Origin of the sequence: Tsukamurella hominis, assembly GCF_965137015.1 — a bacterium.
GTDB classification, from domain to species: domain Bacteria; phylum Actinomycetota; class Actinomycetes; order Mycobacteriales; family Mycobacteriaceae; genus Tsukamurella; species Tsukamurella hominis.
Genome location: NZ_CBCRZG010000001.1, coordinates 74,129 through 86,731 on the forward strand (window position 1 = coordinate 74,129; position 12,603 = coordinate 86,731).

At 71.6% G+C, this 12,603-nt stretch carries 13 protein-coding genes and 1 riboswitch; of the genes, 10 read left to right on the top strand and 3 right to left on the bottom strand.

The features are described from left to right. Nucleotides 1-36 precede the first annotated feature (36 nt). Nucleotides 37-1,476, top strand: a complete 1,440-nt coding sequence (locus ACM9LD_RS00345; RefSeq protein ID WP_211132111.1) for a short-chain fatty acyl-CoA regulator family protein — start codon at nt 37-39, stop codon at nt 1,474-1,476. A gap of 35 nt (nt 1,477-1,511) precedes the next feature. Continuing rightward, nucleotides 1,512-3,323: an alpha/beta hydrolase gene (locus ACM9LD_RS00350; RefSeq protein WP_211132110.1), complete on the top strand. Its 1,812-nt coding sequence runs from the start codon at nt 1,512-1,514 to the stop codon at nt 3,321-3,323. Nucleotides 3,324-3,353: 30 nt separating this feature from the next. On the opposite strand, the gene ACM9LD_RS00355 is transcribed toward ACM9LD_RS00350, so the two are convergent. Continuing rightward, nucleotides 3,354-3,818, bottom strand: a complete 465-nt coding sequence (locus ACM9LD_RS00355) for a tRNA (cytidine(34)-2'-O)-methyltransferase (RefSeq protein ID WP_068741610.1) — start codon at nt 3,816-3,818, stop codon at nt 3,354-3,356. Nucleotides 3,819-3,867: 49 nt separating this feature from the next. Further along, nucleotides 3,868-4,458, bottom strand: a complete 591-nt coding sequence (locus ACM9LD_RS00360) for an HdeD family acid-resistance protein (RefSeq protein ID WP_068522455.1) — start codon at nt 4,456-4,458, stop codon at nt 3,868-3,870. Nucleotides 4,459-4,545: 87 nt separating this feature from the next. Here ACM9LD_RS00360 and ACM9LD_RS00365 point away from each other — a divergent pair, with 87 nt between their 5' ends. The 3 genes from ACM9LD_RS00365 (at nt 4,546) to ACM9LD_RS00375 (ending at nt 7,245) form a co-directional block, all read left to right on the top strand. Then, nucleotides 4,546-5,412 carry a bifunctional methylenetetrahydrofolate dehydrogenase/methenyltetrahydrofolate cyclohydrolase gene (locus tag ACM9LD_RS00365; RefSeq protein ID WP_415674836.1) on the top strand — a complete coding sequence of 289 codons (867 nt, stop codon included), beginning with the start codon at nt 4,546-4,548 and terminating at the stop codon, nt 5,410-5,412. Then, nucleotides 5,412-5,723, top strand: coding sequence for a DUF3017 domain-containing protein (locus ACM9LD_RS00370; protein ID WP_415674837.1), 312 nt, complete (start codon nt 5,412-5,414; stop codon nt 5,721-5,723). Before ACM9LD_RS00365 ends, ACM9LD_RS00370 begins: the two co-directional genes overlap by 1 nt. Before the next feature lie 109 nt (nt 5,724-5,832). After that, complete coding sequence (locus ACM9LD_RS00375; RefSeq protein ID WP_415674838.1) at nt 5,833-7,245, top strand: hypothetical protein; 1,413 nt, start codon at nt 5,833-5,835, stop codon at nt 7,243-7,245. Nucleotides 7,246-7,266: 21 nt separating this feature from the next. Here ACM9LD_RS00375 and metX read toward each other — a convergent pair whose 3' ends face one another. After that, complete coding sequence (gene metX / locus ACM9LD_RS00380; protein ID WP_415674839.1) at nt 7,267-8,415, bottom strand: homoserine O-acetyltransferase MetX; 1,149 nt, start codon at nt 8,413-8,415, stop codon at nt 7,267-7,269. A 9-nt stretch (nt 8,416-8,424) separates the two neighbouring features. Then, nucleotides 8,425-8,542: riboswitch (SAM riboswitch) on the bottom strand. 128 nt (nt 8,543-8,670) lie between these two features. On the opposite strand from metX, the gene ACM9LD_RS00385 reads away from it, so the two are divergent. The 5 genes from ACM9LD_RS00385 to trpS all read left to right on the top strand — a co-directional run bounded on the left by ACM9LD_RS00385 (nt 8,671) and on the right by trpS (nt 12,595). Beyond that, nucleotides 8,671-9,816, top strand: coding sequence for an MFS transporter (locus ACM9LD_RS00385; protein WP_415675220.1), 1,146 nt, complete (start codon nt 8,671-8,673; stop codon nt 9,814-9,816). Nucleotides 9,817-9,827: 11 nt separating this feature from the next. Next, nucleotides 9,828-10,265, top strand: a complete 438-nt coding sequence (locus ACM9LD_RS00390) for a guanyl-specific ribonuclease (protein WP_415674840.1) — start codon at nt 9,828-9,830, stop codon at nt 10,263-10,265. After that, complete coding sequence (locus ACM9LD_RS00395) at nt 10,262-10,693, top strand: barstar family protein (RefSeq protein WP_415674841.1); 432 nt, start codon at nt 10,262-10,264, stop codon at nt 10,691-10,693. The genes ACM9LD_RS00390 and ACM9LD_RS00395 overlap by 4 nt, the downstream gene beginning before the upstream one ends. Then, nucleotides 10,690-11,496, top strand: a complete 807-nt coding sequence (locus ACM9LD_RS00400; RefSeq protein ID WP_415674842.1) for an exodeoxyribonuclease III — start codon at nt 10,690-10,692, stop codon at nt 11,494-11,496. Before ACM9LD_RS00395 ends, ACM9LD_RS00400 begins: the two co-directional genes overlap by 4 nt. Nucleotides 11,497-11,569: 73 nt before the next feature. Next, nucleotides 11,570-12,595: a tryptophan--tRNA ligase gene (trpS, locus tag ACM9LD_RS00405; RefSeq protein WP_415674843.1), complete on the top strand. Its 1,026-nt coding sequence runs from the start codon at nt 11,570-11,572 to the stop codon at nt 12,593-12,595. Nucleotides 12,596-12,603 lie beyond the last annotated feature (8 nt).

A 12,603-nucleotide genomic window follows, 5' to 3' on the forward strand; every position in this document is an offset into this window, starting at 1 on the left:
AAAGTTGTGGAAATCGCGCGGGGTAGCATTCGCGACATGCAGAAGCTGTTCGTGGGTGCGCGCATCAAGCGGCTGCGGGATGACCGCGGCTTGACCCAGACCGCTCTCGCGAAGGCGCTGAAGCTGTCCGTCAGCTACGTGAACCAGCTCGAGAACGACCAGCGGCCGCTCTCGGTGCCGGTGCTGCTCAAACTGAACTCCACGTTCGACCTCGACGTCGGCTTCTTCGCGGCGGAGTCCGACGCCCGCCTCGTCGCGGACCTCCAGGACGCGCTGGCCGAGGGCGGCGACGGGGCCGCGGCGACGGCGGGCGAGGTCGAGGACCTGGTGGCGCGGTCACCGGCGGTCGCCCGGGCCGTGGTCGCGATGCACCGGAGGCTCCGAGGGGCGACGGAGCAGGTCGAGCGGCTGTCCTCGGGGGTCGCGGCGGGAGCGGGCGGTGCGGTGGCCACGCCGTACGAGGACGTGCGCGACTTCTTCTACGACCGCCGCAATCACATCGCCGAACTCGACGACGCCGCGGAAGGTCTCTTCGAGAGCCGGGGCCTCACCGTCGGCGGGCTCGATCTGCAGCTCGCGCGGCTGCTCCGCGACGAGCACGGGGTCACCGTCCGGATCCGGGACGGTGAGCCGGACCGGTCCGGGCCCCGTCGGCACTACGACCCCGAGTCCCGCGTGCTCACGCTCGCGCGCCGGCTCGACCACGGGCAGCGCGCCTTCCAGATCGCCACGCAGATCGCCTTCCTCACCCGGGGCGAGGCGATGGATCGGATCGTCGGGGAGGCGACGACGCTGCCGACCCGGTCGCGGGAGTTGGCGCGGGTGGGACTCGCGAACTACTTCGCGGGCGCGCTCGTCCTGCCCTACGAGCGATTCCTGCGCGCGGCCGAGGAGCTGCGGTACGACGTCGACCTCCTGGGGGCGCGGTTCGAGGTCGGCTTCGAGACCGTGTGCCATCGGCTCTCCACGCTGCAGCGGCCCGGCCGCCGCGGCGTGCCGTTCTTCCTGGTGCGCACCGATCGCGCGGGCAACATCTCGAAGCGACAGTCCGCCACCGCGTTCCACTTCTCCCGCGTCGGCGGGGGCTGCCCGCTCTGGGTGGTGCACGACGCCTTCACCTCCCCCGGCCGGATCCGCACCCAGGTCGCGCAGATGCCGGACGGTCGCGCGTACCTGTGGGTGGCGCGCACGACCTCCGACCGCGGTGCCGCCGGATACCTCGGGCAGGGGAGGGATTTCGCGGTCGGTCTCGGATGCGACCTCGCGCACGCCCACAAGCTGGTGTACTCGCGCGGCCTCGCCCTCGACGACCCGGAGTCCTTCGTCCCGATCGGGGCGGGCTGCAAGGTATGCGACCGCCCACGGTGCGCGCAGCGGGCCTTTCCACACCTCGGCAGGCCGATCGAGGTGGATGAGAACCGGGCCGAGCCGATTCCGTACACCTTTGCACGCGCATCCGACGCGGAAAGGGCATGATTACGCCCAACACACGCATCCCCAGGGGAGGTCGGATGAACGACGAGGTCGAGCCCGCGGCTGCCGAGGCCGATACCGAGACCGCTGATACCGGCGCGGAGGTCGCCGCCAAGAGCGACGTCGAGGTCGCGAAGCCCGGCGAGGGCGAGTCCGGCGCACCCGCAGTGCTCGACCGGATCCGCGAGTGGTGGTCGCACCGCTACACCTTCACCGGTACCGCGGTCGGTCTAGTGTTCCTCTGGCTCTCCCTGACCCCGTCGCTGCTGCCGCGCGGCCCGCTGTTCCAGAGCCTTGTCAGCGGCGGTTCCGGCGCGCTCGGCTACATGTTCGGCGTCTTCGGTGTGTGGCTCGTCCGGTTCATGCGGTCCCAGGACTCCACGCCGCCCGCCCCCCGCAGGGCGTGGTGGGTGCTCCTCGGCATCGGCGTCGTCGGGACGATCGGCATGGTCCTGTTCTTCGACTCCTGGCAGACCCGCCTGCGCGACCTGATGGACGTCGAGTACCTGCGCTTCGTCGACTACCTGGAGATCGGCGTGCTGTCGATCGTGCTGCTCTACGTCTTCGTCGAGGTCGGCAAGGGCGTGCGCACGCTGGTGCGGTGGATCGCCGGCAAGCTCGGCGGCTACTGCCCGCCCCGCGTCGCCGCGGTCGTCGCCGTCGGCCTCGTTCTGCTGCTGTCGGTCGGCGTCATCAACGGCGTCGTGGTGCGCGGCGCGATGGACGCGATGAACAACACCTTCTCGAAGGTCAACCGCGAGGGCGGGACCGACCGCGCGGCGCCCACGAGCGCCTTCCGTTCGGGCGGCCCGGGCTCCCTCGTCGAGTGGTCGTCGCTCGGCAAGCAGGGACGCGTCTTCGTCTCGAACGCGCAGACGGTCGAGCACCTGACGGCCTTCAACGGCGCCCCCGCCATCGAACCGATCCGCACCTACGCTGGCCTCGGGTCCGTGGACTCCGACGACCCCAACCGCTACCAGGCGATCGCGGAGAAGACCGCGCAGGAGCTGGAGCGGACCGGCGGCCTGCGGCGCAAGGTCGTCGCCGTCGCGATGACCACCGGCACCGGCTGGGTGAACGAGGCGGAGGCCGGCGCGCTCGAGTACATGTACAACGGCGACACGGCGATCGTCAGCATGCAGTACTCGTACCTGCCCAGCTGGCTGTCCTTCCTCGTCGACAAGCAGAACGCCCTCGACGCCGGGCAGGCGCTCTTCGAGGCCGTCGACAAGCGGGTCAAGGCGCTCCCCGAGGGGCAGCGGCCCAAGCTCGTCGTCTTCGGCGAGAGCCTCGGCTCCTTCGGCGGCGAGGCCCCGTTCCTCTCGCTCAACAACCTGCTCGCCCGGACCGACGGTGCCCTCTTCTCCGGGCCCACCTTCAACAACGAGATGTGGGTGCGGCTGACCGAGCAGCGCGACGCGGGTTCGCCGGAATGGCTGCCCGTCTACCAGGAGGGCGCCAACGTCCGGTTCGCCGCCCGCGCCGAGGATCTCGCGAAGCCGTCCGGCCCGTGGAACGGCCCGCGCGTGGTCTACCTCCAGCACGCCTCGGACCCGATCGGCCGGTGGACGCCCGACCTCGCCTTCAGCAAGCCGGACTGGCTGCGCGAGAAGCGCGGGATCGACGTGCTGTCCTCGGTGTCGTGGGTGCCGATCGTGACCTTCCTGCAGGTCTCGGCCGACATGGCCGTGGCCGTGAACGTCCCGGACGGCCACGGGCACAGTTACGTCAAGGCCGCCGCGGATTCCTGGGCCGCGATCCTGGAGCCGCCCGGCTGGACGCCGGAGAAGACCGCGAAGCTGCGCCCGATCCTCAACAGCCAGAACGGCTACAACGAACCGACCGGGTAGTCGCGGTGCGGCGCCGGCGTTCCGGCGCCGTCAGAGCGCCCCGTCGAAGCCGTTCTGCCGCCACGCCTCGTACGCGACGATCGCGGCGCTGTTGGCGAGGTTGAGGGAGCGGCGGCCGGCCAGCATGGGGATGCGGAGCGCCTCGGTGATGCGCGGGTCGGCGAGCACCTCGGGCGGGAGCCCCGTCGGCTCGGGGCCGAAGAGGAGGACGTCGCCGGGGGCGTAGGCGACCTCGTGGTGGTGCCGCGTCGCGTGCGCCGTGTAGGCGTAGACGGTGCGGGGCTCCAGCGCCGCCCAGGCGGCGTCCAGGTCGGCGTGCACGCTCACGTGCGCCAGATCGTGGTAGTCCAGCCCGGCGCGCCGCAGCTTGGGCTCGGAGAGATCGAAGCCGAGCGGCTCGACCAGGTGCAGCTCGCATCCGGTGACGGCGGCGATGCGGATCGCGTTGCCCGTGTTGGGGGCGATCCGGGGCTCGAAGAACAGAATGCGGAACACGGGTGACGATCCTGTCACCCGTGTTCCGCACTCGGAGGAGGAGGGTTCGTCAGCCGACCAGGTCGGAGACGCGCTGCTGCACCTGCTTGGCGGTGCTGCGCAGCTGGAAGGCCGAGATGACCTGCACGATGCCGATGGCGACGGCCCAGATGCCGGCGACCAGCACGAGCACCTCGACGGAGAACGGGTACGCGATCAGCACGGCGCCGCCGGCGAGGCTGATGATGCCGAGGATCACGACCCACACGCGGTTGGGGAGCTGCTTGTCGGAGATGCCGATGACGATCGAGGTGACGCCCGAGAAGATCCAGCTCACGCCGATCCAGATGCCGAGGATCGCCACCGAGTTGACGACGTCGTCGCGGAAGCAGGAGACGCCGAGGACGAGCGCGAGCGCACCGCTGATCACGGTCAGCACGCGGTGCTGCGTCTCGCCGAGCAGGCCGGCGATCACCTGGAACGCGCCGGTCAGGAGGAGGAAGACACCGAACAGGATGCCCACGACCAGGGTGGTGGGTCCGGGCCACACCGCGATGATGACGCCCAGGACGATGGACAGCACGCCCAGCGCGAGGATGGCCTGCCACGTCGACTTGACGCTCTGCTGGATGCCCTGCTGGAGGGGATTCTGATGAGTCATGGCCTCAGTATCTGTTGGATCGCGAACGAAAGCGACTCGAACCGGTGGAAATCGTCGCGCTGATCCCAGGGCGATAGGATGTGGGCCGTGACGGCGCTTGTACTGGACGGTAAGAAGACCCGCGACGAACTCTTCGAGAGCTTCCGTGAGCGCGTGACCGCGCTGCGGGCCCGCGGGGTGGTCCCCGGGCTCGGGACCGTGCTGGTCGGCGACGATCCCGGCTCTCACTCGTACGTCAAGGGCAAGCACGCCGACTGCGCGAAGGTCGGCATCGAGTCGATCCGCCGCGATCTGCCGGCGGAGATCTCGCAGGCCGAGCTCGAGGCCGTCATCGACGAGCTCAACGCGGATCCCGCGTGCACCGGCTACATCGTGCAGCTCCCGCTCCCGAAGCACATCGACGAGAACTCGATCCTCGAGCGGATCGACCCCGCGAAGGACGCCGACGGCCTGCACCCGACCAACCTGGGCCGCCTCGTGCTCGGCGCCGACGGCCCGCTGCCCTGCACGCCGCACGGCATCGTGCACCTGCTGCGCCGCTACGACGTCCCGCTCGACGGCGCGAACGTCGTGGTCATCGGGCGCGGCGTCACGGTCGGGCGGCCGATCGGCCTCCTGCTCACCCGGCGCTCCGAGAACGCCACGGTCACGCTGTGCCACACCGGCACTCGGGATCTGGCCGCGGAGGTGCGCCGCGCCGACATCGTGATCGCCGCCGCCGGCGTGCCCGGCCTCATCACCGCCGACATGGTCAAGCCCGGCGCCGCCGTGCTCGACGTGGGCGTCAGCCGCACCGAGGACGGCCTGCGCGGCGACGTCGCCCCCGACGTCGCCGAGGTCGCCGGTCACCTCTCGCCGAACCCCGGTGGCGTCGGCCCGCTCACCCGGGCCTTCCTGCTGGGGAACGTGATCGACGCCGCGGAGCGTGACCTCGCGCGTTCGGACGAGGCCTAGTGGCCGAACCCGCGGTCGAGCAGTACCGGCGCGCCCGCGTGGTGCGCGCGGTGATCGCGAACGCGGGGTACGTCGCCGTGGTCGGAGTCCTGACCGCGGGAATGGTCCTGGTCGGGCTGGAGTACTGGCGCCGCGGCCTGTACCTCTTCGGGGCGGGCACGGGTCTCGCCGCGATCCTCCGGGCCACTCTGCCCGAGCGGAGGCAGGGCCTCCTCCGGGTGCGGAGCAGGTGGTTCGACGTGACGGTGCTCGCGCTGGCGGCGGCGGCGATCCTGTTCACCTCGTACGGGATCAAGGCGCTCGGTACGTAGTCAACCCACATACTCGAAAGTCTGAATTTACATTCTTGTATGTAACGTTTAGGCATCGGGTACGATGTGCGCAGGTAACGGTTCGTCGAGCGATCCGATCGGAGGTGCCATGCGGATCTCGTCCTTCGGTGCCTCCGTCGGCTCCGGACCCGTGCACTGCGTGCTCCTCGACATCGAGGACGGCCACGTGGTCGGCCGCGAGGCGCGCACCATCGATCCCGGCCCGTACCGCCTCGGGCGCCGCGGCAACCTGCTGTCCTCGGGCTTCGACCTCCTCGCCGGCCACGCGGAGCGCGGTGTCGATGCGTCCGCGGTCACCGTCCGTTCGCGGCGCGATCTGCTCTCCGTTCGCCTGGGCGCGCGCGGCGGCGTCCGCGCGGCCGGCATCGTCCGCGACGCCGACGCCGTCCTGCGGGGGCTCGGCGAACGGGGCTCCATCGCCCGCTACGAGTCGGCGCTCGTCGTCGATCTCAGCTCCGACGGGACCCGCCTGTACACCGTGCGCGACGGCGCCGTCGTCGCCGAGCGCCGGACCCGCGCGGTCGTGCTCGACGGTGCCGGCGCAGCGCTGACCGACGACGTTGCCGCGCTCGTGCGTACCGCAGTGGCCGCCGCTTCCGCCGTTCCCGAGGCCCTGGCGCTCGTCGGCTCCGGCGCGATGAACGTCGTTGTGCGGGAAGCGATCGCCGGAATGGCTCGGGAATCCGGACTTGAACCGCTCCTCATCGACGAGCCCGAGACCATCACGGCGTCCGGTGCCGCGCTGATCGCGGCCGACCGCCGGGCTGCGGGCGCCGCGCCGTCGTCGCTGGTCGAGAGCGGCATCGGCGTCCTGGGCGGGCACAGCGTCCGCCTCACCGCGGCGATCCTGCCGCTGCTCGTGGTCGCCGCGCTCACGGGTGCTGTGCTGGCCACGGGGTACGCGACCGGGATCATCGGCCCGGCCGCTCGCAGCACCGAGCAGGTCGTGCCCACGTCCTCGGACTCGGTGACCTCCGGGGAGGAGGAGTCCACGACCGAGGCGCGGATCACCAGCGTCACGTCGTCACTGCCGCCGGAGCGGCCGGTCGTCCCCACGACGGTGCCGCCCGAGCCGGGCCCCGGCGATGCGGTCACCCCGACGATGACCACCTTCGCGCCGCCGCCCGTGGTGCCCACGACGACGCGGCCGCCGATCCCGACGACGCCGACGGTCCCCCCGACCTCGCCGACCGGCACCCTGCCGACCACGATCCTGCCGACCATCCCGACCGACACCCCGACCGGCACCCCCTCCGGGACCACGGGGCCCGGAAAGCCGACCGAGGGCGCGGGCACGAACCCGCCCAGCCCGGACGCTTCGCTGCCCACGCCGGGCAACGGCCTCGTCGCCACCGGCGCCGGCGGCGCCCAGGGCGCGGGAGGATCCAGCTCGAATACGGTGAACACCGGAGCGGCGCAGTCGGATCCGTCCTCGGCGGAGGTGGCGCCGGTGCCGTCGACGGACGTCGCACCGCCGACGGTCACCGAGCCGGCTCCCTGACGGGAACCCCCGCTCGGAGGGTCAGCGGCGGGCGAACTCCAGAGTGCGGCGGAGCAGCGCCGCCACGGCGTCCATCTCGGTGAGGAAGCCGTCGTGCCCGTCGCGGGAATGCACGACCACCAGGTCACCGCTGCCGGGCAGCAGTTCCGCGAGCTCGCGCTGCAGCCGCAGGGGATAGAGGCGGTCGGAATCGATGCCACCCACCACGATCGGGACGCGGCAGCCGCGCAGGGCGGCCTCGACGCCGCCGCGACCGCGGCCCACGTCGTGGTGGTTGAGCACGTCGGTCAGCACCGCGTAGCTGCCCGCATCGAATCGGTTCACCAGCTTCTCGGCCTGATGCTCGAGGTAGGACGTCACGGCGTACCGCCCGCCCGCGCGGGGATCCTCGGCGCCCTGTGGCAGGTTCTCGAACCGGCTGTCCAGCTCGATCTCGGTGCGATAGGTCAGGTGCGCGATCCGGCGCGCGACGCCGAGTCCGGCGTCGGGATGCCTGCCGCTGGCGTGGTAGTCGCCGCCCTGCCAGGCCGGATCCGCCTTGATCGCGGCGATCTGCGTGGTCTGCGTGCCGATCTGGTCGGCCGTCGCGCGGGCGCCCACGGCGAGGACCAGCGCCGAGCGGAGGAAGTCGCCGTACATCAGAGCCCACTCGAGGGCCCGAGCGCCGCCCATCGACCCGCCCACGACCGACGCTATGTCGTGCACGTCCAACGCGCGCAGCAGCGCCGCCTCGGCCTCCACCTGGTCGCGGACCGTGATCACCGGGAAGCGGGAGCCGTACGGGCGACCGTCCGGCGCGATCGACGCGGGCCCCGTCGAACCCGAGCATCCGCCCAGGACGTTCGCGGAGACGACGCACCATTCGTCCGTGTCGACGGCGGCGCCGGGGCCGATCAGCCCGTCCCACCAGCCGGCCGAGCGGTGGTCGTCGTCCGCCGGGCCGGTGACGTGGGAGTCGCCCGTCAGGGCGTGGAGCGTCAGGAGCACGTTGTCGCGCGCCGCGTTGGGGGTGCCCCAGCGCTGGAAGGTCATCGTGACGTTCTCGAGGACCTCACCCGACTCGAGGACCAGGGGGCCGAGCGCGACCGACTGCAGCGCGCCGTCGGGAACCCGGGCCCAGTCGCCCGGGAGGCTGTCGGTGGGCCGGCCTGTGCGGGTGCTGATGGTCACCGAACCCTCTCCTCGCGCTTGCCACCCGGCGGGGGCCGCCGGGAAACCGGGTCATCACCCGGGGCACCCCACCGCGGTGGAGGGTTGCCGGTCAGCAAGCCGGGGCTGCGCGCTGACACTCATGACCTCTTCGCAGCATAACGGACCGGATTTCCGTGAACGAGGTCACAGCGGCGGCCGGGAAGCGTGGACGACGGCGAGGCGTTACAGGGTTCCGTGGAATCTTCTACCCGGACCAGGCTGGCGGTCGGCGCCATGGCGCTCGGCGGCTTCGGCATCGGCACCACCGAGTTCGCCGCGATGGGGCTGCTGCCCGACATCGCCGCCGATCTCGAGGTCACCGAGCCGGTCGCAGGGCACGTGATCTCGGCGTACGCGCTGGGCGTGGTGGTCGGCGCGCCCCTCATCGCGGCGGCCTTCGCGCGGGTGCCGCGCCGGGTGCTCCTCATCGGCCTGATGATCGCGTTCGCCGTGGGCAACGCGCTCTCGGTCTTCGCGCCGACCTACGGGACGCTGATGGCGGCGCGCTTCGTCGCCGGGCTCCCGCACGGCGCGTTCTTCGGCGTGGCCGCGCTGGTCGCGGCGCATCTCGCCGGCCCCGCGGAGCGCGGTCGCGCCGTCGGACAGGTACTCATGGGGCTCTCGGTCGCCAACGTGATCGGCGTGCCGGTGGTGACCTGGCTGGGCACCGCCCTGAGCTGGCGGTACGCCATGGGCGTCGTGGTGGTGATCGGCGCCGTCACCGTGGCGGCGCTACTGGCCTTCCTGCCGTCGGTGCAGATCCCCGTGACCAACCCGCTGACCGAGCTGGGCGCGCTCGCGCGTCCGCAGGTGTGGTTCGCGCTGCTCACCGGCGTCGTCGGCTTCGGCGGCATGTTCGCCGTGTACACCTACATCTCCACCACCTTGACCTCTGTCTCGGGCCTGAGCGCGGCCTCGGTGCCGGCGGTCCTGGCGGCCTACGGCGTCGGCATGGTGATCGGCAACGCCGTGGGCGGGCGCGCCGCCGACGGCTCGGTGACCCGGTCGATCGCCGTCGCACTGGCCGCGCTCGCCGTGCTGCAGGCGCTCTTCTCGGTCTTCGCGCCGCAGCCCTTCGCCGCGGTCACGCTCTTCTTCCTCATCGGCCTCACGGCCTCGGCACTCGTGCCCGCGCTGCAGACCCGCCTGATGGACGTGGCGGGCGAGGCGCAGACCCTGGCCGCGACGCTCAACCACTCCGCCCTCAACATCGCGAACGCGCTCGGCGCCCTGCTCGGCGGCGCCGTCATCGCGGCGGGCGGCGGGTACACCGCGCCCGCGCTGGCGGGCAGCGCCCTGGCGCTGGCCGGGCTGGTGGTCTTCGGGATCGGGATGCTGCTCGCGCGGCGGACCGCGGAACCTGTCGGTGCCCCTCGGTAGGGTCTTGGGCTATGCGAAGGATTGTCGCGCTGTGCGCGATCGCGCTCCTCACCGTGTTCGGGGTCGCGGCGTGCGGAAAGTCGCCCGCCGAGCCGTCCGCCACGGCGAAACCCGCGATCACGTCCGCCGCCACGAAGGGCTCCGCGAGCGCCACGGCACCGTCGAACTCCGCGGTGCCCGCGCGCGTGCTCGCGACGCTCGCCCGGATCGACGCGGGCACGTGGCCGCCGAAGGACGGCTCGGGCACCCAGGGCGGCCGCAACTTCGGCAACTTCGAGAAGCGCCTCCCCGCGACCGATAAGCAGGGCAAGCGCGCGAAGTACACGGAGTGGGACGTCAACGTGAAGAAGTCCGGCCGCGGCCGCGACGCCGAGCGCATCATCACCGGGGCCGACGGCGGCGCCTGGTACACCCTGGACCACTACGAGACCTTCACGAGGATCCGATGAGCACCCTCCCGCAGTTCCTCACCTCCGGCGCCGGCGCCGCGCTGACCGGCACCGACCTGGACGCCCTCAAGCGCCGCGAGCGCCCACGGGTGCTGGTCGCCCGCGGCAGCCGCATGCGCACCAAGGCCGCGCTGCTCGACGAGGTCTCCGCCGCGCTGCAGTTCCCGCTCGACTTCGGTGCCAACTGGGATGCCCTCGCCGACAGCTTGGGCGATCTCGACTGGCTCGGCGGTCCGGCGGCGGTCGTGCTCGGCGTCGCCGAGGCCGAGCAGGTGCTCGCCGACGAGGCCGGCTCCCTGGCCACGTTCGTCGCGGTGCTCGCCGACCGGGAGGTGCAGGTGCTGCTGTCCGTGTCCGACGGTGCCGATGTGCCGCGGGTGCGCTCCGCCTGGGCCGCGGCCGGCCTGACCGTGGAGGCGCTCGCATGATCATCACGTCGATCAACGTCAACGGCATCCGCGCCGCGGTGAAGCAGCGCTCCGAGGAGAACCTCGGCATGCTGCCCTGGCTCCGCGAGACGAAGGCGGAGGTGGTGCCGCTGCAGGAGGTGCGCGCCACCCACAAGCAGACGCTCACGGCGCTCGCGCCCGCCCTCGAGGAGGGCTGGCACCTCGCGGCCGCGGAGTCCTCGACCGCGGGCCGCAACGGCGTCGCCGTGCTGTCGCGGCGCGAGGCGGACGCGGTGCGCGTCGGCTTCGGCAGCGAGGAGTTCGACCACACCGGCCGGTACCTCGAGGCCGACTTCGACGGGCTGACCGTCGGCTCGCTGTACCTCCCGTCGGGCGACGTGGGGACCGAGCGGCAGGACGAGAAGGACCGCTTCCGCGCGGAGTTCGGCGCCTACCTGGCGAAGCTGGGCCGGCGGCGCCGCGAGGTGCTGGTGTGCGGCGACTGGAACATCGGCCACACCGAGCTGGACATCAAGAACTGGAAGGGCAACGTCAAGAACTCGGGCTTCCTGCCCGAGGAGCGGGCCTGGATGAGCGAGTACATCGGCGAGGGCCGCGCCTTCAAGGACGTCGTGCGCGAGCTGCACCCGGGCGAGCCCGGGCCGTACGCCTGGTGGTCCTGGCGGGGCAAGGCCTTCGACAACGACTCCGGCTGGCGCATCGACCTGCAGATCGCCAACAACGCGCTGGCGAAGCGGGCCGTGTCCGCCCGGGTCGAGCGGGCCGAGGCCTACAACCTGCGCTGGTCCGACCACGCCCCGGTCACGGTCGAGTACGGCTGATCGCGGGCCGACGGCACCGTCGGACCGAATACTGAGGAGACCCGCGGAACCGCGGTCGATAGACTCGTTCCTCGTGACGGAAACCGCCCCCACCCCCGCGAAGCGGCAGCGCGCGCTGTCGGGCATCCAGCCGACCTCGGACTCGTTCCACCTCGGCAACTACCTGGGCGCAGTGCGGCAGTGGGTGCAGCTGCAGGACGAGTTCGAGACCTTCTACTTCATCCCCAACATGCACGGCATCACCACGCCGCACGATCCGAAGGCGCTGCGCGAGCGCACCGTCTTCGCCGCGGCGCAGCTGCTGGCGCTCGGCGTGGACCCGGCCCGCTCGACGATGTTCGTGCAGTCGCAGATCCCCGAGCACGCGGAACTCACCTGGGTGCTCAGCTGCATCACCGGCTTCGGCGAGGCCAGCAGGATGACACAGTTCAAGGACAAGTCGGCGAAGAACGGCACCGACAGCTCGTCGGTCGGCCTGTTCACGTACCCGATCCTCATGGCCGCCGACATCCTGCTCTACCGGCCGCAACTCGTGCCGGTGGGCGAGGACCAGCGCCAGCACCTCGAGCTCACCCGGAACCTGGCGCAGCGCTTCAACACCCGGTTCAAGAAGACCTTCGTGGTGCCCGAGGCGTACATCGTCTCCGACACCGCCAAGATCTACGACCTGCAGAACCCCACCGCCAAGATGAGCAAATCGGCGGAGTCCGACGCCGGACTGATCAGCATCCTCGACGATCCCAAGGTCATCGCGAAGCGGGTCAAGTCCGCGGTCACCGACGCCGAGCGGGAGATCCGCTTCGACCGCGAGAACAAGCCCGGCGTCTCCAACCTGCTGACCATCGAGTCGGCGCTCACCGGCACTCCGGTCCCGGAGCTGGAGCGCGCCTACGAGGACAAGGGCTACGGCGACCTGAAGACGCAGGTGGCCGACATCCTCGTCGACTTCGCCACGCCCCTGCGGGGCCGGGTGCAGGGCTACCTCGACGACCGCGCCGAGCTGGACAAGGTGCTGGCCGCCGGCCGCGAGCGGGCGCGCGAGATCGCGTCCCGGACCCTCGCGGACGTCTACGACAGGGTAGGGTTCCTGGCGCCCTAGCCCGTGTG